Below are 21406 nucleotides of genomic sequence, written 5' to 3'. Positions count from 1 at the left end.
ACAGGTCACTCGAAGAGAAGTTGCGACTCCCGCTACCCGGACTGAACGGCTGTCACGATCCGCCGGATCGAGATCGCGATCCGGATCCTGAGCGTCCAAGATCAGGGATCAAGGACCGCCCCCTCCTTCTGGTGGGCCGACACACGGGGCGCGGGAAGTTCCTCGGCCGCCGTGTAGCTGCCGTAGCAGTCGCTCTGGGATGTCGCAGCCATGTTGAAGACGGTGCCAAGGATGCGGCTTCCCACGCGTTCCAACGCTTCGGCGGCGGTGCGAACCTGGTCACGACCGGTCTTGTCCGCACGGACGACCAGAAGCGAGCCCTGGGTCAGTGGGGCGAGTCCGACCGTGTCGGCGACCGGCAGCAACGGTGCGGTATCGAGGATCACCGCTTCATATGTGGTTGCGAGTTCGCCCAGGACCTCGCCCATTCGTGCCGAGGCCAGCAGTTCGGTGGGGTTGGGGGGCGTGGCGCCGCTGGCGAGCACCGAGAGGTGACTACCGACCCGCTGCATCACTTCTTCGACCCGGCTCTGCCCGATGAGCACAGTTGTCAGTCCGGCGTCCTCGACAAGACCAAAGGTCTTGGCCACGGTCGGGCGGCGTAGGTCGCAGTCCACCAGGCAGGTGGACACACCCGCCTCGGCGAGGGAGAAGGCCAGGTTCACCGCCATGCTGGTCTTGCCCTCGCCAGGCACAGAACTGGTCACCATGATGATCTGGGGGCGGTCGTCGACCTGCGCAAATTGCAGATTCGTGCGCAGCTTGCGGAACGCCTCGGCGCGCCCGGAGTACCCAGTGACGGCGGCGAGCGGCTGTTTGGGTGCATTCCTGTCGTACGGGATGGAACCGAGGCTGGGCAGCCCGGTGAGCTCGCCGAGCGCCTGACTCGTTTTGACAGTGGTATCGAGCGTCTCGCGCAGGACGACAAGTCCGGCACCCAGCAGGAGTCCGCCGAGCACTCCGGCAGCCAGATTGAGCAGCGGGCGTGGCGAGACGGGATCGGCGGGCACAACCGCCGGCTGGGTGACGCCCAACGAGACGGGGGAAACAGGCACATCGTCCTCTTCGCCCGGCTCGCTCGCTGAGCCTTGCCGGTTCGTCTTCGTAGGTCTCTCCAGTCGCTCGACGACGGCGGTGAAGCCCGCGGCGACGGCGTTCGCGATCTTGGCGGCGCGACTGGGAACGGTGTCCCGGACAGTGATGTTGATGAGCACGGTGTCGGGCGGGGCCTCGGCGGTGATCCGCGATGCCAGCTCTTCCGGTGTGGTGCGCAGCTTCAGCTTGCGCACCACGGGCTCGGTCACCCGACGGGTCGGGACGATTGCGGCGTAGGACTGCACGCGGGCCTGCGAGAACGTCTGCCCCTGGCTCAGTTGAGCGGTGTCCTCACCAGTGCGGGTGGCGACGAAGAGCTGAGTCCTGGCTTCGTAGACGGGGGTGGTCAGTTTCGTGGCGGCGAGTGCCGTTCCGACCGCGAGAACCAGGCAGACCAATACGGTCGGCCAGCGTCTGGCAAGAGCCTTCAGGAATCCGTGGAGATCCAACCTGTACCCCATCATAGAACCGAGGAAGCCGCCCGAAGATGACGTTTGCTCCCTATATGCACTCCTGAAAATAGGGGCTCGACCATCTCAGTCCGGGTAGCCACCCCCATGTCGGCCCGACGAACAGCCCTGGCGGCAGGCACACGTCCGTCGGCGGTCCGGTCCACCGCCTCAAATGCGGTGCGCCGAGGCAGAGCGGGCGCTACACCATCTGGTGGCTTCTGGGCAACGCCGCACTGTGCGGCGGTCATGCGCGCCAACAGTCCGTGTATTCAGTCTTGGTCAAGGCCATCGGCCCGCCGCCCGGCCCGTACATGACCGAGGAGAGCGAAGAAAATGGACTGCTTGCTCGTGTCCGAACGCCTACGAATCACTGTGGCAGCCGTGCTCTGGGGAGTGCTGCTCACCTCCTGCGCGGCGGGGGACACGAGGGAAGACGCCATGTCCGGCACCCCTGCCGGGAGCAGGACAGCGGCGAGCGGGTCGATCTCCGCGGACGAGGTCGAGCAATTGAGGGTCAAGGTGCTCGAGGTTCTTCCACACGATCCGCAGGCGTTCACCCAGGGGCTGGAGATGGCCGGCGGCACGCTGTACGAGGGCACCGGCCTGGCTGGTCGGTCCTCGGTGCGGGCGGGCCCGCCCGGCGGGCGCCCGACCGTCCGCACGGCGCTGCCCGCCCCGTTGTTCGGTGAGGGGATCACCGTGCTCGGCGGGAAGCTCTGGCAGCTCACCTGGCGAAACCGGATCGCCATCGAGCGCGACGCGAGGACGCTGTCGGAGGTGCGTCGTGTCCCGTACCCCGACGAAGGCTGGGGAGTGTGCCACCAGCCGTCGGGGAACCGGTTGGTGACGAGCGACGGGTCGTCCCGGTTGACGTTCCGGGACTCCCGGACGCTCGCCGGGACGGGCTACGTCACCGTCACCCAGGGCGGCCGACCGGTAAGGAAGCTGAACGAACTGGAGTGCGTCGGCGGGGCCGTGTACGCCAATGTCCTGTTCACCGATCGGATCGTGCGCATCGACTCCGCCACCGGTGTGGTGACGGGGAGCATCGATGCCTCGGGCCTGCTGCGCGAGGACGAAGGCCTGCCCGGATCCGTGCTGAACGGTATCGCCGCCGTCCCCGGCACCAACCAGTTCCTGATCACCGGCAAGTTCTGGCCCAAGACGTTCCGCGTCCTGTTCGTCCCGGGGAAGCGGGGACCCCGCTGACTCGTCGAGGTGCCGACGACCCGGGCGCATGCCGTCCCCGGCCCGAGGAACCGTGCCGCCACCGATGGTCAGCCGTCACACGGACCGTACGGCCGGACCGTGGCGTGCAGCGGACGGACCAGCGGCTGACGCAGCACGGTCGGGGGCAGGTCGCTGCGCTGCTCCAGCAGATGGAGCACCAGGGTACGGGTGGACCCCACGGGCATCTCCAGGTCCAGCATGTACACGGGATGGCCGCGTTCGTCCCCTGAGGCCAAGAGCACCGGGCGGCCGTCGAGTGTGGCCCTGGTCAGGCCGGACCGCTCACTGGCGAAGTATGAAACGAGCAGCCGGTTGTCGCCGGGCCGGGTCGGGTAGGGCGGCTCGTCCACCCGCTGGGTGACATACGAGGGCAGGCCCGAGGCCGGTGCCCGGTTGGACAGGCGTACGGTCACGGTGACTTCGCGCTCCCCGGCCCTGCACCGGCCCGGCTCCCACACCAGGTGGCGATCCAGGTAGTAGTCCAGTTTCGTGCCCGCCGCGTTGGTCACCACCAGCCCGGCGAGTGGCGCGGGCCCATCCGGCAAAGCACCCCCGAAAGGACGCTTCCGCACCTCACGCTGCTCCTCGGGGTGAGCGCTCCACACCTTGATCCGTCCGTCCTGCAGCTGCTGCCGCAGGGCCGTGAACAGTGGCAGGCGGCGCGCCGGATCGTCCATGGCTCCCATCAGCCGATCGGCGACGGCACGCGCGACATCCAGGAAGAACGCCTTGCGCTCCTCGACGTTCCCGTATGCCGCATAGCTGGTGCGCTGAGTGAGATCAACCACGTTGGCGCCGGTGACCACCGTCCCGTCGGCCAGCGAGGCGGATCCGGACGCCGCGAGCAGACCGGACAACGCGCCGGGGTCGAGCGAGATCGCACCGTCCATTCTCTGGCCGGCGTGCGCGCTCCATGCAGCGGTCCAGATGCGGGCGGCGTACGGGAAGTGCGGACTCAGATTCGTGTTGACCCACGTGCTGGTGGGAGCGTTGGGCCCATAGAGCCTGACGTACTCGTCCGGCAGGTCGACCGCGGCACGGGTGTCGGACAGTTCGGTGTCATTGCCGAAGTCCTCGAAGCTCAGCCGACCCCCCTTGGCGGTGAGCACCGCGAATGCCCCGGGAAGCCCGCCGGTGCCACGGGCCTCGGCGGCGTTCTCGAACACCACCAGATAACGCCTCGGCCCGTCCGTTCCGAGCATGGGCGGAATCACCCTGGCCGCCATGGCGGCGTCGTCCGTTGCGGTGCTGATCGGGCCGAGCTGCCGGGCGAGCCTGGCCCGGGCATCGTCAGCGGCCGACAGCCACGTACTGCGGGGCAAATCGTCGACGTCCGTACGTACTTCCAAGGCGCTGCGCGCGGCCCGTTTCAAAGTGGGAGCCGCGTGGCGCAGCGCGTGGAGATCGAGGTGGCCGCCGTCGCCTCCCGCGTCGGCCCCCACGTGAGCGGCTGTGCGCATCAGCGGTGGAAGCACGTCGTGAGTCAGCCGGTCGGAGGCTTCGGCGACACCGCGCACGGTGCGCAGCGGTCCTCCGAGAAGGGGCAGGTGGGCCGCCGGGTACCAGGCCGGCCCGGTGGTGAGGCGGTGCGCCCGGGCTGCGTGTCCCGCAGCCCGGTGAAGGGCGGCCTCGACCGTTCGCAGGCGCTGGGCGGAGCCCCGGGGGGCCGAGTCAGCGGCGACCTGCCCACGCAGTGTCTCCAGGCTCCGTTGGGCGGCGAGCAGTTCGCTGCGAGCGAGCACAGCGGTGACGGCGATCCAGCCGACGCCCGCCAACAGCAGGAAGGCGGCGGCGCATACGGGCAGAAGGACGCGGCGCTGTCGAAGCAGACGGCCGACAGTACGGAGGTTCAGGCTCTTCGGACACGGCATGCTCACACGCTGGCCCTAGTAGGCACCGTTACCGCGCAGCACGGCAGGCAACGTGCGGAAGAGGATCGCCAAGTCCAGCCGGATGGACCACGTGTCGACGTATTCCAGGTCCAGACGCAGGGCGTCCTCCCAGACCAAGTCGGACCGGCCGCTGATCTGCCACAGCCCCGTCAGTCCCGGCCGGACCAGTAGGCGACGGCGCGCCTTCCCGGTGAACGAGGAGTCCTCCACAGGCAGTGGCCGGGGCCCCACCAGGGACATCTGCCCGTTCAGCACGTTGATCAGCTGAGGTAGCTCATCCAGGGAGAAGCGGCGCAACCAGCGCCCGACCGCGGTCACCCGCGGATCATCGCGGATCTTGAACAGGTGTCCGTCGGCCTCGTTGCGAGCCGCCATGGCCCCACGCATCCTCTCGGCGCCGACCCGCATCGTGCGCAGCTTGAGGACGTGGAACTCCTCGCCCTGCCGGCCCGTGCGTCGCTGACGGAAGAGCACGGGGCCCGCAGTGTCGACCTTCACAGCGACGGCCGCCGCCAGGAGAACCGGCGCCAGCACGAGGAGCAGGACACTGGCCCCCGTCAGGTCGATGACCCGTTTGGCCACCAGGCTTCCCCACGGCGCCCGCCGAACCAGGGGCTGCCGATCGTGTGCCGTCGCTCCAGCGGATACGAGCATTTCATACCTCTTTGTAGGCAGAAAGAGTGAAAAGCGGACGAACTTGAGTCATATACCCGCGTCAAGTCACCAATCAGCAGATAACTGACTAATGGATGTAAACACGACGTCAACCTGTGCTTCAGCAATGACACTGTTACTTGCCGCCTGTCCCCCTGGGGCGGGGCGGCCGAGAGGACGCGCATGCGTGCGGTAGTGACGGGCGGAGCCGGCTTCATCGGGTCCCACCTGTGCGAGCGGCTGCTCCACGAGGACCACGAGGTGGTCTGCGTGGACAACTTCCTGACATCCAGCCCCCACAACGTCGAACACCTCAAGGAAGATCGACGCTTCCAGCTGAACGACCGGGACATCACCCATGGACTCGAGGTGCCGGGCCCGGTGGATGCCGTGTTCCACCTGGCCTCCCCTGCCTCGCCCATCGACTACCTGCGGCTGCCTCTGGCGACGCTTCGTGTCGGGTCGGCAGGCACCTGGCACGCTTTGGACCTGGCCGCCGCGAAAGGCGCCCGCTTCCTGCTGACCTCGACCTCCGAGTCGTACGGCGACCCCCTGGTCCACCCCCAGCCGGAGAGCTACTGGGGCAACGTCAACCCGGTCGGCCCGCGCTCGGTGTACGACGAGGCGAAGCGCTTCGGGGAGGCGCTTACGATGGCCTACCGGAGATGCCGAGGCATCGATGCCAAGATCGTGCGCATCTTCAACACGTTCGGCCCGCGGATGCGCGCAGACGACGGGCGGGCCATCCCCACCTTCATCAGCCAGGCATTGCGGGGAGAGCCGATCACGGTCACCGGCGACGGCAGCCAGACCAGGTCGCTGTGCTACGTGGACGACGTGGTCGACGGACTGCTCCGCATGGTGATGAGTGACCACGGCGGTCCGGTCAACCTGGGCAATCCTCATGAGGTGTCCATGCTTGAACTGGCCCAGTGGATCGGCAAGCTGGCCAGGACCACCTCCGACATCGCACTGATCCCACGCCCCCAGGACGACCCGGAACGACGGCGCCCGGACATCACCAAGGCCCGGGAACTGCTGGACTGGGAACCCACGACTCCGGTGGAACGAGGGCTGTGCGACACGATCACCTACTTCCGCCGGCTGGGTGCTGGGGACTTCACCGAAAGCTGGGACCGCCCCCTCGCCTCGTCACCGATCCCTCAAGCCCGCACATGACGGCCCCGATCAGTGCCCAGCGGGCCCCTACGGCTCCTGTGGCTCCCGCCGCTCCCGCGGCTCCCGTGGTCGAGTGCCTCGGCGTGCCCATCACGGCGCACACCCGGGAGACCGCGGCCCGCCATGTGCTGCATCTTGCCCGCGGGATTCGCGAGGCGCGCCAAGCCGACGCTGATGCGTCGGAGGCCGTCGCCACCAGGCGGGGCATCGACGTCCATCTCTCGAACGCCTACACGCTCGCGCTTGCGGACCGGGACACCGAACTTCGCAGCCTTCTTCGCTCGGCCGCTCTCAACCTCCCCGACGGTCAGTCGGTGGTCTGGGCCAACCAGCTTCTCCACCGGGGCACACCGCTGCCGAGCACTCGCGTGTACGGGCCCGACCTGCTGCTGGACGTCTTTGGCCTCAGCGAGAACACCGACGTGCGCCACTACCTCCTCGGCTCCACACCACAGGTGCTGGACGGGCTTCACCGGGAACTGGTCCGCCGCTTCCCCAAGGCGCGGATCGTCGGCACATGCTCTCCCCCGTTCCGCCCGCGTACCGCCGAGGAGCTGTGCCGCCAGGCCGAAGACATCCGCGCCGCCGGTGCGGACATCGTCTGGGTCGGCCTCGGCACCCCGAAGCAGGACCGCTGGGCCGCCGACCTGTGTGCCCAACTCCCCGTGGTGGCGGTGGCCGTGGGCGCGGCCTTCGATTTCATCGCGGGCGCCAAACGCCAGGCACCGCCCTGGATACAGAACAACGGGCTGGAATGGCTGTTCCGGATCGGCAGCGAGCCGCGTCGTCTGTGGCGGCGGTATCTCTTCGGCAATGCGCGTTTCGTACGCGGGGTGCTACGGCAGGCGGTGCGCACCACGCATCCGAGCGACCCGTGCGTCAGGTCGCCGATCACCTGTTCGGCCACGTCCCACTCGGAACACAACATCGACGCGTAATTCCAAGGGTGACTCCTCATGACGACGACTCAGGCCAAGCCCTCGATGAGGGAGCTGCAGGAGCGCGAGCACGGCCTCGGGCACGACTACGCCGAGGGCTCGCCGCATATTCGCCATCACACGATCCGAGGCAGGCTCATCTCCTGCCTGCACACTCTCGTGCGGGAGGTCATCGACCGGCACGGGCGATGTCGAGTACTCGAACTGGGAGCCGGCCACGGCACCTTCACCGATCATCTCCTGGCCGCCGGTGCGCAGGTCACGGTAACGGAGATGAGCGAGCCCAGCGTTCGCTTCCTCCAGAGCCGCTTCCGCCACAATCCGGACGTCACCGTGATCCACGACCAGGACGGCACCGTCTCCAGCCAAGTCGGGGATGTGGACGCAGTGGTGTGCATCTCCGTCCTGCACCACATTCCCGACTACCTGGGCACGATCGAAAGGGTGGTGGGTCAGATCGTCCCGGGCGGAACCTTCTTCAGCGCCCAGGACCCTATGTGGTATCCACGGCGTTCACGGATGTCGATGAACCTCGACCGAAACGCGTACTTTCTGTGGCGCCTGGGGCAGGGCGATCTGCGCCGCGGTCTCGCCACCCGCGTGCGGCGAATCCGTGGCATCTACGACGACACCAACGAGGCCGACATGGTCGAGTACCACGTCGTCCGCGACGGTGTCGACGAAGAGGCACTGCGTGACCTCCTCGCGCAGAACTTCGAGGCAGTGGAGGTCCAGCGCTACTGGTCGACGCAGTCCGGGGTCCTTCAGACAATCGGAGAGCGGTTCTTTCCTCCGACCACCTTCAACCTGGTTGCTCGGCACCGTAAGTGACGCACAGCGTTTGACGGATCGGAAGAGAACGCGCCTGAACGACATCACGGGGTGCCGTTGTGACCTACACCATCGCTTTTGTGCACAGCTTCTACGGCTCCGGGAGTCCGAGCGGTGAGAACCGCGCCGTACTGGCCCAGTTGGAGGCGCTGAGGCGTGCAGGCCACGAAACTCACCTCGTGGCCGCCCACACCGACGAACTGAGCCGTAGACCGCTCTACCCTCTTCGGGCCGCGACCGCCGTCGCCACGGGACATGGCCTCTCGCCGCTTCCCGCGCTTCGAAATCTTCGTCCCGACGTGGTGCACGTGCACAACCTGTTTCCAAATTTCGGGCGCAGGTGGTTGGCTCGTTGGGAAGGCGCGGTGGTCGGCACCCTGCACAACTACCGGGCTCTGTGCGCTTCGGCGACGTTCTACCGCCAAGGAGCCACATGCACGCGTTGCCTGGACGGGGACCGTTGGGCCGGGTTGCGGTACGGGTGCTATCGAAGCTCGCGAACCGCCACGATCCCCCTCGCGTGGGCAAACCGTAAGCAGGCTGCAGCCGACCCGCTTCTGCACCGTGCCGACAGGCTGGTGGTCCTGTCCGGAACCAGTCGGCAGATGTACCTGAGGGCCGGCATCCCACAGCAGCGGCTCGCTCTGGTGCCCAACTTCACCGCGGACCCTCCCGAGCTCTCCGCCGGTCGCGTATCCGGCTCGTCACCTGCGCAAGAGACGAGCTCACGGTGGGTCTACGTGGGACGGATCAGCGAGGAGAAGGGCTTGGTGGAACTCCTCAGCAGATGGCCGGCGGACGAGCCCCTGGACGTCATCGGCGACGGTCCGCTGGCCGAGGAGTGCCGTCGAGTGTCTCCGCCGACGGTGCGCTTCCTGGGTGAACTGCCGCACGACGAGCTACGCCGTCGCCTGCCGTCCCAGAGGGGACTGGTCTTCCCCGGCCGCTGCCTGGAAGGGGCGGAGCCCCTGGTCTACATCGAGGCTCTGGCCGCAGGGTTGGGGGTGATCGCATTCACCGGTTCCACGGTGGGGCAGCTCGTGCGTGAGCAGGGCACCGGGACGACCATCGGCACTGACGAACCTCTGCGCCCCGCACTGCTGCGGGCCTCCGAGCACTTCCCCGCACTTCGCGCTCATTGCCGGCAAGCGTTCGCGGATCGATACGCGGAAAGCACTTGGACTGCGGGCATGGAGAAGGTCTATGCCGCCGCGATCACTCAGCGCCGCTCCCGCGTACTCGAATGAATGGCGGCGGCCAGGTGGCACAACCACGAACAGTGATGGGACGAGATGCCGAAGAGTTCGAAACGCCTGCGACGGATCACCGTGGTGCAGCCCTATGTCCCCCACTACAGGACAGCCTTCTTCAGTCGTGTGCAAGAACGCCTCAAGGCTTCCGACTGCACTCTGAGAGTCCTGCACGGGCCACCGCCGCCCAGCGTTGCGGCACGCCGGGACGCCGCTCACTGTGCCGGCGCGGTAGAGGTTCCGACCTGGCGCCTGACCGTACCGGGCGGGCCGTCTCTCTTCTGGCACGAGGTGCGGCACAGGACGGCCACCGCCGACGTCGTCGTGCTGGAGCAGGCGCTTCACAACCTCGAGACGTACTGGCTACTGGCGAAGCGACGGATGAGAGCGGCCGCGGGCCACTCCCCCCAGGTCGCTCTGTGGGGTCACGGCCGTACCTACACGAAGGGCATGAGCCGCTTCCAGGAAGCGGCCAAGGACGTCGTCACGCGCCGCGCGAACTGGTTCTTCGCCTACACGGAAGGAGGAGCAGCGCACGCGTCGTCCCACGGCTTCCCCGCCGACCGGATCACCGTCCTGCGCAACTGCGTGGACACCACGGAACTGGCGGTCGCACGCAGCCGCGCGGAAATGCCTGGAACACCCGAGCAAGCCGAGGCCGCCGAACTCCGCAGGCGACATCGCCTCGTGCCGGGACGCACCGCTCTCTTCGTGGGTGGGCTCGACGCTCCGAAGCGAATCCCGTTCCTACTGGATTGCGCCCACCACCTGGCGGCTGTGCTTCCTGGCTTTCGACTGCTGGTGGCCGGAGACGGCGCCGACCGTCACCTGGTGGAGGCCGCGTCTGCCGCTGACGGCCCGGTGGTGGCCCTGGGCCATCACTCCGGAAAGCGTGTGGCGCTGCTCGGCGCGGTATCCGACGTCATGTTGATGCCAGGACGAGTAGGCCTGTGCGCGGTCGACTCATTCGCCCTCCGAACACCGGTTGTGACCACCGACTGGCCATGGCACGCCCCGGAGTTCGAATACCTGGAGAACGGACGCAACGCCGTGGTCACACCGGATGATCCAGTGGCATACGCGGCTGCGGTCCAGGAGTTGCTCAACGACCGCTCCCGTCTGGCATCGCTCCGCGAAGCATGCCGATCAGATGCCGCCAATTACACGATCGACGGCATGGCGGCGCGATTCTGCAATGGCCTGCTCGGAATACTCGAGCGAGAAGCGTGAGCGGAGGGGACCCCGGGTCCAGCAGCCGTGGCAGGCGAATTCGGGTGCGGACAGAGTGTCCGCTCAATACCTTCGAGGGTTCGTGCCACACTGTCGCCATGTCACTGCCCAAGGAGACCATCAAATTCGCATTGGCTGCGGCGAATCGTCCGGTTGCTCGTTTTCGATTTTCCAGAGCTATGGCATCGGCAACAACTCCCTGCAAGATCGAGATCGGCGCCCACAGAACGAGACGCCCTGGATGGATCGGCACTGATGTCAGTTGGTGTGCGCGCCACTACCTTGATGCGACAGAACACTGGCCGGTGCCGACTTCATCGGTCAGTCATATCTATGCCGACAATGTGATCGAACACTTGCGCATGAAGCCCAACAGGCGGCTGTTCCGTGAAGCGCACCGAGCTCTCGTGCCCGGCGGAAGAATTCGACTGGCAACGCCGGACGTCGAGTACCTGGTGGAACGCTACACAAAGAGGGACGCCGAAACACGGCGCCTCATCGATTTGTCGAACAAGAAGAATTATGAAGCCCATCATCCGGTTGACCTGCTCCGCGTCGCCTTTCAAGAGTGCGGCCACCACGCTGGATACCTGTGGGACTTCCAGGCACTGCGTGACGAGCTGACCCTGGCCGGGTTCACCGATGTCCGCAGGTTCGAACCGAGGCAGAGCGACGATCCGGATCTGAAGGACATGGAGATCCGTGAGGAGTTCGCCCTCGTCGTGGAAGCAGAGGCCGCCAAGAATCCATCCCGGGAGCGGCCCGTGCGGCAGACGCTGCAGGGCATCGCTCGCTGACACTCCTGAAGGACGCACAGCGGCATCTGGCTGAGCCGACGGTCGAGACCTGACTGATCGGGTTCAACCCAACGGAGGCCCCGAATGGAACACGGCCGATATGGGCGTGGGGATGTTCACGTTCTGCACGTTCTGAACCGACTGCGGGCCTCGGGAGCCGAGGTGATACTCCAGACCGCCGCCGGCCAGTGGAAGCATCACGGCATCAAGGTGGACGTGCTGGCCGTGGGGCCCGAGCCCGGCCCCTTCGCGGCCGACCTACGAGATGTCGGCTACACGGTGCTCCATGAGCCGGACCGACAGCTGTTCCGTGTCCCGCCGCGGCTCGCCCGACGGGTGCGCGATGGTGGCTACGACGTGGTTCACCTGCACCCCGAGCGAGCCAGCTTCCACTTCGGCCTCGCTGCCCTCAGCGCTGGAGCAGGGGTCGTCCGTACTGTGCACAGCGTCTTCGGATTCGGCGGCATGCTGCGTGCACAGCGAAAGCTGCAGCGCCACGCCCTTCGCCGCATGGGCGTCGTTCACGTGGGCGTGAGCCATGGGGTGGCCGACAATGAGAAGCGGCGTTTCGGGAACCCGTCCCAGGTCATTGAGAACTGGTGCAGCAACGAGTTCACACCGCCGACCAAGGATCAGCGGGACCAGGCACGGCAAGCCCTGAAACTTCACGACCACGACTTCGCGGTGGTCAGCGTCGGGAACTGCGGGCCCGTCAAACGCCATGAGGCGGTCCTGGAAGCCGTCGCTCACATCTCCGAAATGCCGGACCTGGTGTACCTCCATGTGGGAGAAGAGGACGGAACCGGCAAGGAGCGACGTCTCGCCGAGGAACTGGGCATCTCGCACAAAGTCCGATTCCTGGGGCACAGGCATCCGCTGCAGGCGTTGCACGCCGCGGATGTGTTCGTCATGACCTCCGCATACGAGGGACTCGGGCTGGCTGCTGTCGAAGCACTCATGACGGGTCTGCCGTTGGTGCTCGCAGATGTTCCCGGGCTCAGGGACGTGGCAGGAGCCAGCCCGGCCGCGTGGTTGACCGACACCCGCCCCGCCCAGCTCTCCGCCGCCATCCAGAGGGCTGCGCATTTCTGCGAGAGCGGGCCTCCTTTGGGGGCGGCTCGATCATTCGGGGATCGGTTCGGGCTGCAGCGGGGCGTAGCCGACTACGCCGAGATCTATCACCGACTGGTCCGTCCCGGGAGTGCCCGTGGCCCCCGTTGATGCGTTGATGGCATGTCATGGCCCGCACGCGCTGCCCGATCCCGGGGCCGGGCCGGCTCCTTCTCCTCGCCTTGCACCAAGGTCGGGGCCGACAGGGTGCTCGCTCGCATCAGACACGTCTCAGGTCCCGTGCGAGCAGTGCCCAACAACCAGGAAGGATGCCAATGCGAGTAGCGATCGCTGCGCCGGTTGATCTGCCGCGGCTTGCACGTCTGCTCGACACGTCCACTGAGCAGACCACACCCACAGGTCTGGGAGGACCGGGCACGGCAGCCATGGTCGCGGAGCTTGCGTCAAGGGGTCATGACGTGACCCTTGTGACCCTGAGTCGCGAAATCGACAGACCCGTGCACTCCCGCATCGGTACGGTCGATGTCCTGACCGGCCCCTACCGCCATCGGCACCGCGCCAGAGACGCCTTCCGGCGGGAACGCGAGGCCGTTCGCACACTGCTCGACTCGGTAGACGTCGACGTGGTGCACGCCCACTGGACATATGAGTTCGCGTTGGGAGCTCTGGCAGGTCGGCATCCCGCACTGGTGACTGTACGAGACTGGGCGCCCGCCATTCTGAGGCACCAGCCGGACGCCTATCGGATGGTGCGGCTCGCCATGCAGGGCCGTTGTCTGGCGAAAGCGAGACACCTCACGGCAGTCTCGCCCTACATCGGTGATCGATTGCGGCGATGGTGTCGAGGCACGACCACCGTGGTGCCGAACGGCCTCCCCACCTCTGCGTTCAGACACGAGCCGCCAAGGATTCATCACCCTGTTCGACACCTGCTGTCGGTGAGCTCCGGATTTTCGAAGGGCAAGAACACGAGTGCCCTCCTGCGCGCCTTTCCCGCCATTCGTGATGAGCTGGGGGATGTCGAACTGACGCTGATCGGCGGCGGACACGGCCCCGGAGATCAGGCGGAACGCTGGGCACGAAGCCATGGACTGACTGATGGAGTGACCTTCGTCGGCACTATGCCGGCCGAGCAAGTGCTGGCCGCCATGGACACCGCAGATATCTTTGTGGCACCCACCCTCGAAGAATCCTTCGGGATGACCGTGCTCGAAGCAATGGCAAGGGGACGGCCGGTAGTGGCCGGCCGCTCCTCGGGAGCGGTGCCCTGGCTCCTCGATCTGGGCCGTGCCGGCGAGTTGGTCGACGTGCGTCGGCCAAAGGCGATCTCCCAGGGCATTGTGCGGCTGGCAAGGAACGCCGACCTCCGTGCCCAACTGAGCCAGCAGGCGCTTGCACGGGCTCGGCTCTTCGCCTGGCCCAACGTCGTACCAGCCTACGAAGCCGAGTACGAACAGGTTGCCCGGCATGCTTCAGCCTTGCGTGTGCTGCTCGGCAGGCCCAGTTAGCGCTCCGGTGCCGAGCCCGGTCCTGGCCGGCCTGCTGGTTGAAGCGATGTCCGCCGGCCTCGGGATGAACAGTGCCTGGTGGTAGATGTACGGACGGCCGGTCCGGCCGCGTGGACAACGGCGTCAAGTGGCGCCCTGTCACCGACAGCGTCACACGCCTCCACGACTGCATCATCCGCCCGTCGGCTGCCCCCGACAGGCCGCTATCAGAACGGGTCAACCGGAACCCGCACCTCATCGAGGTGCGGGTTCCGGTTGACCACCACGTACTGATTCATCCGGGGTCGCAGGTCGCGTTCGCCCCGGTGCCCCACCCGCTCCACGGTGCCGCTCGAGGCCGGCGCGGTTCCCGGATCACCGGGCTGCTTGCCCTTCTTCCGACCACCGGGCCGGGTGCGGCACGGTCTGCACGGTCGGGAAGGGGCCGCCGTCCTCGGACCCCCGTCGGACAGGTGTCAGGGCTTGCGAAAGTGAATCACCGGGCTGCGGTAATCCAGTTCCATGTCCGGATCCAGAACCTCGTAGCCCAGCTTCTCCAGCATTTCGCAGGTGCGCGTGCCGCCTGCGTTGTACCACCGGCCCGGGCGTGCCACGTCGTCCTCCGAGAGATTCAGCGGGCGGAAAGGTGCCCGGTTGCGGGCGCGTGTCTGCAGCGGCAGCAGGTAGGCGTCGACCAGGCGCCGCTTCAACTGCCCACCGTTCCTCGCCAGCAGAGTCCGCGTCACGTCGAAGCGGGGCAGGTTCTCCACGAAGCTGTTGTACTTGGCATAGTCCGCCACCATGATGAAACCATGTGCCCCTGAGCGGAACTTCGGAAAGAGGCTGGCCATATAAGCGGAGATACCGTCGAAACTGACGTGGCACAGCGCGTCGAAACTGAACAGGTAGTCGACGCTGTCGTCGGCCAGCATTCCGCAGCTGAAGTCCTCGACCTTGAAGTACCGAACGTTCTCGTGCCTGCCGACGTATTCCCAGAAGCCGTTGTGTTCGGCCGAGAGGGCATCCAGGCAGTAGACCTCGCCGGCACGGACCATGGCACGCGTCCATGCTCCCCGTCCGGGGCCGATCTCCACGGCGCTGGTCCCGCTGTTGATGTACGGCTTGATGCAGGCCAGGTAAATGGCGTGCTGCATCGACGTGTAGCCCCACAGCCCGTAAAGGGAGTCCAGTGGTTCGAGCGGGTCGGCTCCGAAGAACCCGCCCTTCCAAATGCTCCGGAACGATTCAAGTTCGGTAGCCAGCTTCGCCGCCACTTGCTCTCCCTGTCGGCCGCTCGGTCGGACCTTTGTCGTATCACAGCAGCGTCGCCGAGCAGATGAGAACCACAGGGTGTTGCACAGGAAATTGGGTGAGGCATGAGAAACCCCTGGGCATCCCACACTCGTTCTCGAGCGATGCCGCGGCGAAATCGACCTGACTCCGCATGGTGGTCGCTTCCTTGGGCGGGAAATTCCGACTGCATACGAGTCACGACTCCTTCAGCGCACCGGATCCAGGGCGAGGACGGCTGCTGCGACTTACGTCATCCAGTTCACGGAGCACCGGCCCGGGAGGGCGGGTGAGGTCCACAGCACCCGGCCACGCGGCGGCTCTCGGCGAGGGTGTCCCGGCAGAGGACCGCACCGTTCTTGCGGGACTCCCTCACGGCCGGAGCACCGGAACGGTCGCAGGCTGCTTCACCCGGCGACCCGGGCGGCGCAGAAGTCCGATCTCGGCCGCTGCCTGGTAGGCCGGCGACCGACGACGCAGCAGCAGACACCCCAGCAGCACCGGAGACATGGCGAGCACCGCGCCGGGCAAACCACCCAGCGCACGGTCGCCCCAGTTGCCGGCCACAGCCAGCATGGCCCCGGCCGCACAGTGCGTGAGATGGGCGCGGCCCACGCCGCCGGCGTCGAGCGTGTCGCTTGTGTGCCACCGGACCAGCTGAACGATGTGTCCAACGGCCAGCCCGGCCACCCCGGTCACGACGAACAGCATGGGCTCACGCTGCCCGACGGCCCCGATGAGCCCCACTGCGGTGACGACGAGCAGAACCAGCTGCGCACGGATGAGGTCGCGTCGGGCTCCACGGGCAAGATCAAGCGAACACCCGGCTGCATATACGACCTGCAGTGCTGCCCACGCGGCGAAGGCGGGCACCAACGCTACGGCCCCTTCCCATCCGGGCCCGAGCAGCAGGGCGAGCGCAGCGGGCCCGGCGCCGGCCAGAGCGCCGAAGGCGACGAAGCCCGCAGAGGCGGCGTACAGCAGATGCCGCGCGGGCCGGTTCAGTGACAGTCCCTGGCTGCGGCGGTCGGCGAGCAACGGTACAGCTGCCTGATTGAGGCCCCTGAGCAGGATGTTCACCGGTACGTCGGACAGCATCTGGGCCCGGGACCAGAGCCCGGCCGTGCCGGGACCGAGCAGTCGGCCCGCCACCCACAGCGGAGCCGTGGCCCCCAGGGTGCGCAGCAGCGCGAAGCCGGTGAGGAACCCGGACAGCCCCAGCAGAGAACCGGACGGAGCGCCCGGGTCCCGCGCCAGAACGAGCTTGGCCGCCGATCCGCACACGGCGAGACCGAAGGTGGTGAACGCCGCGACCGGAAGGGCCAGGCCAAGGGCGGCCGCGGAACCGGTGCGGCCGAGTACGACGGCCGCGACCACGCAGCCGGCCACCTGCCCGGTGAGCTCGGCGACCGTTGCACAGCCGGGCAGGCCGACCCGGCGCAGTGCGGCCAACAGCACGCAACCTGTCGGCGCCACCAGATACTGGCAGCCCAACAGCCGCAGCAAAATGGTCAGTTCGGGCATCCCCCAGAGCAGCGCACACCACGGGGCGGCGACCTCGACGACCACCCAACAGGCCACACCGGTCAGCATCGAGAGCCGCAGTGCGGAGCGCAGGAGGGCGCGGCTGAGTCGCTCGGCACGCAGGACGCAGGTCGCGAGACCGGCCGTGGCGATCAGCCCGGGCAATTGCGTCACCGTGAGGGCGATCGCATAGGCGCCGAAGGCGCTGTGCGATGCCACGCGCGCGGTCCAGGCGGTGTAGCCGAGCTGGAGAACGACGGACACGGCGGCGCCGCCGTAGCTCCAGCTCAGCACGGACCGGATGCGACCCGCGGCTCTTGGAGCATCGGTCATGAGGGGGTGAAGGGGGCTGTGGTCAGCAGGAAGTTCTGGTGGCGTTGAGGAGGGACGAAGCCGGGCGGTACGGCGACAGGTCCGTGCGGAGCGAGGTGATGGACATGCTGGTAGCCGAACTCGGCGGCCGTGGAGCGCAGCCGTTCCAGGGCGGGCCGGTCAAGGCACTCGGCGATCACGATCGGACGGTGGGTGGCCAGAGTCCGGGACATGCCGCGCAACACCTCCGGCTCGAGACCTTCCACATCGATCTTCACCAGATCGATGGGCCGGTCGCCGACCGCCAGATCCGCGGTGGTCACTTCCACGTCGACGGTGCTGCGCCCGGGGGCGTCGGCTCCGGCCCGCAGGGTGGCCGTGGTGATGCGCTCCGGCACGGTCAGACGTGCCCGGCCCGGCTCCTGCGAGAGTGCCTTGCCCACGACGTGCACCCTGGGCCCGAAACGGTTGACGTCGATGTTGCGGCGCAGCATCCGGGTCGCGACGAGGTTGGGCTCGACCGCGACGGCGTGCAGCCGCGGGTTGGCCTGACAGGCCAGCAGGGTGTAGAGGCCGGCGTAGGCCCCGGCGTCCAGGAACCCACGCGCGGTGCGCGCGAGCCGGTAGAAGAGCGGATGGGTGGCCTCCTCCCACAGCCGCAGATCCGTCCAGACCACCGGCCCGGCGAGTACGTCGTGCGGGCCGCAGTGGTAGTGGAATGTACTGCCGTCGGGTGCGTGCACCTGCCAGACGCCGGTGGGCTGCAAATGCCGCCAGACGGTGAGCGGCACATGGCCGCGTACGGTTCCGGCCCGTACCGCCCGCTGAAAGGTACGCGAGCGCATCAGCAGGTCACGGGCACCGCGCAGCACGGGCTTGACATGGCTCAGCTGCGGGGCGGCGGCGGTGGTCATCGCTCATGCTCCCGTCAGCGAACGCTCGCGAGCCGGAGCGGGTACGGCGGCCAGCTCGGCGTCGACCATGATCCGAGCCAGTTCCGGAGCGTGAACGGTGGCCTTCCAGCCCAGTTCACGTTCGGCCTTCGAGGCGTCACCGACCAGATCGGGGACTTCTGAAGGGCGCAGATAGCGCTCGTCGAAGCGGATGTGCTTCTCCCAGTCGAGGCCCGCGTGCTCGAAGCAGAAGCCCAGGAAGTCGCGCACGCTGTAGCTGGTGCCGGTGGCGACCACGTAGTCGCCGGGCTCGTCCTGCTGGAGCATGCGCCACATCGCGTCGACGTACTCGGGCGCGTAGCCCCAGTCCCGACGGGCCTCCAGGTTGCCGAGATGGAGGGAGTCCTGCTCGCCGCGGGCGATGCGGGCCGCGGCGCGGGCGATCTTGCGGGTCACGAAGGTCTCGCCGCGGCGCGGGGACTCGTGGTTGAAGAGGATTCCGTTGACGGCGTGGACGCCGTACGCCTCGCGGTAGTTGCGGGTGATCCAGTACGCGTACACCTTGGCGGCCGCGTACGGCGAGCGCGGATGGAAGACCGACGACTCCGACTGCGGGGGCGCGGTCGTTCCGAACATCTCGGAACTGGAGGCCTGGTAGAAGCGGCACGGCAGCCCGGTCATCCGGATGGCCTCGAGGAGACGGGTGGTACCCAGGCCCGTGGTGGTCCCGGTGAACTCGGGTTCGTCGAAGGAGACCCGGACATGCGACTGGGCGGCCAGGTGGTAGACCTCGTCGGGCTGGATGCTCTCCAGCAGGGCGGCGATGCGAGAGCCGTCGGCCAGATCTCCGTAGTGCAGCCGGAGGCGGGCGTCGGGCTCGTGCGGGTCCTGGTAAAGGTGGTCGATCCGCTGGGTGGTGAAGGTGGAGGAGCGGCGGATGAGGCCGTGCACCAGGTAGCCCTTGGAAAGCAGGAGCTCGGCTAGATACGAGCCGTCCTGGCCGGTGATGCCGGTGATGAGTGCGGTTTTGTCAGACATGGCGACTCCTCGAGGGTGGGGGGACGACAAGCGCCGCGCTGCTGCGCGCAGGCCGCCAACAGGCCAAGGATGACGGCCTGTTCGGGAGTGAGGGAGTAGGTGATCATGTAGACCAACTGGCTGCAGATGAGCAGCCGGAGCATCAGTTTGTTCTCACTGTCCGCTCCTGCTGCGCGCCATGCCGTGGCATACACCAGGAGGAGGACCGCAACGCCGAGGAGGCCGAGACGCAGCAGGACCTCCAGGTAGTAGTTGTGGGGCGAAACAGCGACGAACACTCCGTTGAGCACGCGGTCGTACCCGGATCCGAAGGGCAGCCCCAGTAGCCAGTCCGGCAGCTCTTTGAGCCGGGGCAGCAGAGCCTGCCAGCCCTCCACCCGCCACACCAGCGTGCGATCATCTTCACTGGAGGCGGTGAGCTTTGAGGTGACCCCGCCGGCGGCTCCCCACGAAACGACCAGCACGGCGAGCATGCCGAGCGAGCCCAGAACGGCCAGTGCCGCGGCACGGGATCCCGTCTGCCGTTGGCGGGACAGCAGCCAACCGGTGATCATGACGCCCACGGCCAGCCAGATGGTGCGGTGTTGGGCCAGCATGACGACTGCCAGGAGCAGCGAAGCCAGCACCCTGCCCCGCGCGGAGCCACGAGCACACAGCAGCATCATGGCCGCCTGGCCGATGACGAGTGTTTGAGCAGCACTTACCGGGCGGGCGTTGGTGAGCACTCCGTCGACCATGATCTGGTCGGAGTTGGAGCCGATACCGACGTTCAGCCACCCCAGCAGTGCGAGGCAGGACAGAGCACAGGCTGCCAGCACCCAGATGAGGGTGACCGCGCGCACCAGGTTCCGACCGGCGCAGTGGACGGCGACGAAGAGTGCGGCGCAGAGAAGCTGAATGAAGTTGGTTCGGGCCTCATTGCCCGCCGCTTGGACTCCGAAGATCCCGAACCCGCGGACCAGTGCGTAGCCGGTCAGTGCCAACAGGGCGAGAAGCAGGGCCGGGGCGCCGCGCCCTCGTCCCCTGAGCATGATGAGAGCAGCGACCAGCAGACACACGGTCAGCACATCGGTGGGCAACAGATTCAGGCCCGCCCCCGGGACCGACTGACGCATGTTCTGCTGCGTCTGCCAGAGCTGGACGGAGACATACAGGCCGATTCCCCAGACGGGCCAGCGGACGAAGCTCGCGGTGAGTGCCGCGCAGCCGATGAGCGCGGCGCAGCCGAGGAGCAGTGTCGTCGGATCGAGTAGCAACGGATCATCCCCCCGCGGGAGAGCGACGGAAGGAGGCTCGCGCCGCGGTCTTCACATAGGGCGAGAACATCAGCAGCGGAGCCCGTGGCCAACCGTGCCGCAGGCAGTAGACCCACCATTGACGCGGCGGCAGTTCACGCTGCGAGGTGATCCGGCGCAGCGCCTCGCGCACGCCGATTCCCGGTTCTCGGGACCCGGTGTGTGGTGGGTTGCGGTCGCAGACGCCGACGTGGCACGGCGTCACATAGGCGGGAATGCCGGCCCGGCGGACGCGGAATCCGTGATCGTAGTCGCCGATGCCGTGCTGGAAGACCTCGTCGATGTCGCCGACCGTTTCACACACCGCCCTGGGCAACAGCACCACGTTGCCGTTGTACGTGTCGCAGCGCTCGGGTCGACCGGTCGGCTCGACGAGCGCGAGCGCACGGCCGCGGCGTCCCGAGTATGTGGTGCGGTCATCGGCCGACGCACGCACGGCGCCGACCACGACCTTGCCGGGGCCGACCGCGTGTGCGGTGTCGAGCAGCACGGTGAGCGCGTCCCCTTCCAGCGTCACATCGTCGTTGAGCCAGAGCTGGTAGTCCCAGGCCGGTTCGCCGCATAGCCGACTGTTGCGGCTCGCGATCCGCATACCGTGGCTCCAGTAGACGTCAGGGCCGACCGTGGTGACCTTCACCTCGGGGTGGGCGGCGCGAACCGCCTCGGGTGTGCCGTCGACGCTGCCGGCGTCCACCAGGTAGGTGCGTACCGTGGTGCCCTCCGGCAGCCCGCGCTGTTCGGAGAGCGCGGCGAGTGCGGCGAGGGTCTTGTCGTGACGGTTGTGACTGGTCATCAGCACCGCGATATGGACTGGTGGCACGTGAGACTCCTCAACTGGAAGGCCTCATCATTACGGGGAGGGAGTCGCTCGTGAGTCCTCAACCAGGCCGCGCTGCTTCCAACGGGCTCGACCACGTGACGGCACCGAGGACGGCCGGCGGCCCCGCC

At 67.4% G+C, this 21406-nt stretch carries 17 protein-coding genes and 1 pseudogene; 9 read left to right on the top strand and 9 right to left on the bottom strand.

Annotated features, from left to right (window positions below; genetic code table 11):
* Positions 1 to 101 precede the first annotated feature (101 nt).
* Positions 102 to 1544 carry a tyrosine-protein kinase domain-containing protein gene (locus MDN94_RS15430; protein WP_482726373.1) on the bottom strand — a complete coding sequence of 481 codons (1443 nt, stop codon included), beginning with the start codon at positions 1542 to 1544 and terminating at the stop codon, positions 102 to 104.
* A gap of 441 nt (positions 1545 to 1985) precedes the next feature.
* Here MDN94_RS15430 and MDN94_RS15425 point away from each other — a divergent pair, with 441 nt between their 5' ends.
* Positions 1986 to 2756, top strand: a complete 771-nt coding sequence (locus MDN94_RS15425; protein ID WP_482726372.1) for a glutaminyl-peptide cyclotransferase — start codon at positions 1986 to 1988, stop codon at positions 2754 to 2756.
* Positions 2757 to 2824: 68 nt separating this feature from the next.
* Here the strand turns inward: MDN94_RS15425 and MDN94_RS15420 are convergent, their stop codons facing one another.
* Both MDN94_RS15420 and MDN94_RS15415 read right to left on the bottom strand, forming a co-directional pair.
* Positions 2825 to 4648, bottom strand: coding sequence for a DUF4012 domain-containing protein (locus MDN94_RS15420; RefSeq protein ID WP_482726371.1), 1824 nt, complete (start codon positions 4646 to 4648; stop codon positions 2825 to 2827).
* 15 nt (positions 4649 to 4663) lie between these two features.
* Positions 4664 to 5260, bottom strand: a pseudogene (locus MDN94_RS15415) (sugar transferase); the annotation flags it as partial.
* Positions 5261 to 5506: 246 nt separating this feature from the next.
* On the opposite strand from MDN94_RS15415, the gene MDN94_RS15410 reads away from it, so the two are divergent.
* From MDN94_RS15410 to MDN94_RS15375, 8 genes are all read left to right on the top strand, one after another.
* Positions 5507 to 6502, top strand: a complete 996-nt coding sequence (locus tag MDN94_RS15410) for a UDP-glucuronic acid decarboxylase family protein (protein ID WP_482726370.1) — start codon at positions 5507 to 5509, stop codon at positions 6500 to 6502.
* Positions 6499 to 7440, top strand: coding sequence for a WecB/TagA/CpsF family glycosyltransferase (locus tag MDN94_RS15405; RefSeq protein ID WP_482726369.1), 942 nt, complete (start codon positions 6499 to 6501; stop codon positions 7438 to 7440). The genes MDN94_RS15410 and MDN94_RS15405 overlap by 4 nt, the downstream gene beginning before the upstream one ends.
* Before the next feature lie 18 nt (positions 7441 to 7458).
* On the top strand, positions 7459 to 8271 hold the full coding sequence (locus MDN94_RS15400) for a class I SAM-dependent methyltransferase (RefSeq protein WP_482726368.1): 813 nt from the start codon (positions 7459 to 7461) through the stop codon (positions 8269 to 8271).
* 59 nt (positions 8272 to 8330) lie between these two features.
* A complete protein-coding gene (locus MDN94_RS15395) occupies positions 8331 to 9518 on the top strand; it encodes a glycosyltransferase family 4 protein (protein WP_482726367.1) in 1188 nt (395 codons plus the stop codon).
* Positions 9519 to 9971: 453 nt separating this feature from the next.
* Complete coding sequence (locus tag MDN94_RS15390; RefSeq protein ID WP_482726366.1) at positions 9972 to 10751, top strand: glycosyltransferase family 4 protein; 780 nt, start codon at positions 9972 to 9974, stop codon at positions 10749 to 10751.
* 98 nt (positions 10752 to 10849) lie between these two features.
* A complete protein-coding gene (locus tag MDN94_RS15385) occupies positions 10850 to 11548 on the top strand; it encodes a class I SAM-dependent methyltransferase (RefSeq protein ID WP_482726365.1) in 699 nt (232 codons plus the stop codon).
* A 162-nt stretch (positions 11549 to 11710) separates the two neighbouring features.
* The gene (locus MDN94_RS15380) at positions 11711 to 12769 is read left to right on the top strand and encodes a glycosyltransferase (protein WP_482726364.1); all 1059 of its coding nucleotides are present in this window, start codon (positions 11711 to 11713) and stop codon (positions 12767 to 12769) included.
* 17 nt (positions 12770 to 12786) lie between these two features.
* Positions 12787 to 14127 (top strand): glycosyltransferase family 4 protein, encoded by a 1341-nt coding sequence (locus MDN94_RS15375; RefSeq protein WP_482726363.1) that lies wholly within the window; start codon positions 12787 to 12789, stop codon positions 14125 to 14127.
* Positions 14128 to 14582: 455 nt separating this feature from the next.
* On the opposite strand, the gene MDN94_RS15370 is transcribed toward MDN94_RS15375, so the two are convergent.
* From MDN94_RS15370 to MDN94_RS15345, 6 genes are all read right to left on the bottom strand, one after another.
* On the bottom strand, positions 14583 to 15380 hold the full coding sequence (locus tag MDN94_RS15370; RefSeq protein WP_482726362.1) for a methyltransferase domain-containing protein: 798 nt from the start codon (positions 15378 to 15380) through the stop codon (positions 14583 to 14585).
* A gap of 388 nt (positions 15381 to 15768) precedes the next feature.
* Positions 15769 to 17214, bottom strand: a complete 1446-nt coding sequence (locus MDN94_RS15365) for an oligosaccharide flippase family protein (protein WP_482726361.1) — start codon at positions 17212 to 17214, stop codon at positions 15769 to 15771.
* Positions 17215 to 17249: 35 nt separating this feature from the next.
* On the bottom strand, positions 17250 to 18146 hold the full coding sequence (locus tag MDN94_RS15360; protein ID WP_482726360.1) for an FkbM family methyltransferase: 897 nt from the start codon (positions 18144 to 18146) through the stop codon (positions 17250 to 17252).
* Positions 18147 to 18149: 3 nt separating this feature from the next.
* A complete protein-coding gene (gene gmd, locus MDN94_RS15355; protein ID WP_482726359.1) occupies positions 18150 to 19163 on the bottom strand; it encodes a GDP-mannose 4,6-dehydratase in 1014 nt (337 codons plus the stop codon).
* Positions 19106 to 20419, bottom strand: coding sequence for an O-antigen ligase family protein (locus tag MDN94_RS15350; protein ID WP_482726358.1), 1314 nt, complete (start codon positions 20417 to 20419; stop codon positions 19106 to 19108). Before MDN94_RS15350 ends, gmd begins: the two co-directional genes overlap by 58 nt.
* A gap of 4 nt (positions 20420 to 20423) precedes the next feature.
* The gene (locus tag MDN94_RS15345; RefSeq protein ID WP_482726357.1) at positions 20424 to 21278 is read right to left on the bottom strand and encodes a glycosyltransferase family 2 protein; all 855 of its coding nucleotides are present in this window, start codon (positions 21276 to 21278) and stop codon (positions 20424 to 20426) included.
* Positions 21279 to 21406 lie beyond the last annotated feature (128 nt).

The organism is Streptomyces sp. WAC00040 (assembly GCF_056835925.1).
The sequence above is the reverse complement of the archived record's forward strand: the minus strand, read 5'-3'. Positions and strand labels throughout refer to the sequence as shown.

Excerpts from the sequence above, each read along its gene's own strand:
- MDN94_RS15410 (WP_482726370.1), top strand. The coding sequence starts at position 5,507 with ATGCGTGCGGTAGTGACGGGCGGAGCCGGCTTCATCGGGTCCCACCTG.
- MDN94_RS15425 (WP_482726372.1), top strand. The coding sequence starts at position 1,986 with ATGTCCGGCACCCCTGCCGGGAGCAGGACAGCGGCGAGCGGGTCGATC.
- MDN94_RS15360 (WP_482726360.1), bottom strand. The coding sequence starts at position 18,146 with ATGACCACCGCCGCCGCCCCGCAGCTGAGCCATGTCAAGCCCGTGCTG.
- MDN94_RS15390 (WP_482726366.1), top strand. The coding sequence starts at position 9,972 with ATGAGCCGCTTCCAGGAAGCGGCCAAGGACGTCGTCACGCGCCGCGCG.
- MDN94_RS15420 (WP_482726371.1), bottom strand. The coding sequence starts at position 4,648 with ATGCCGTGTCCGAAGAGCCTGAACCTCCGTACTGTCGGCCGTCTGCTT.
- gmd (WP_482726359.1), bottom strand. The coding sequence starts at position 19,163 with ATGTCTGACAAAACCGCACTCATCACCGGCATCACCGGCCAGGACGGC.
- MDN94_RS15375 (WP_482726363.1), top strand. The coding sequence starts at position 12,787 with ATGGCCCGCACGCGCTGCCCGATCCCGGGGCCGGGCCGGCTCCTTCTC.
- MDN94_RS15400 (WP_482726368.1), top strand. The coding sequence starts at position 7,459 with ATGACGACGACTCAGGCCAAGCCCTCGATGAGGGAGCTGCAGGAGCGC.
- MDN94_RS15405 (WP_482726369.1), top strand. The coding sequence starts at position 6,499 with ATGACGGCCCCGATCAGTGCCCAGCGGGCCCCTACGGCTCCTGTGGCT.
- MDN94_RS15385 (WP_482726365.1), top strand. The coding sequence starts at position 10,850 with ATGTCACTGCCCAAGGAGACCATCAAATTCGCATTGGCTGCGGCGAAT.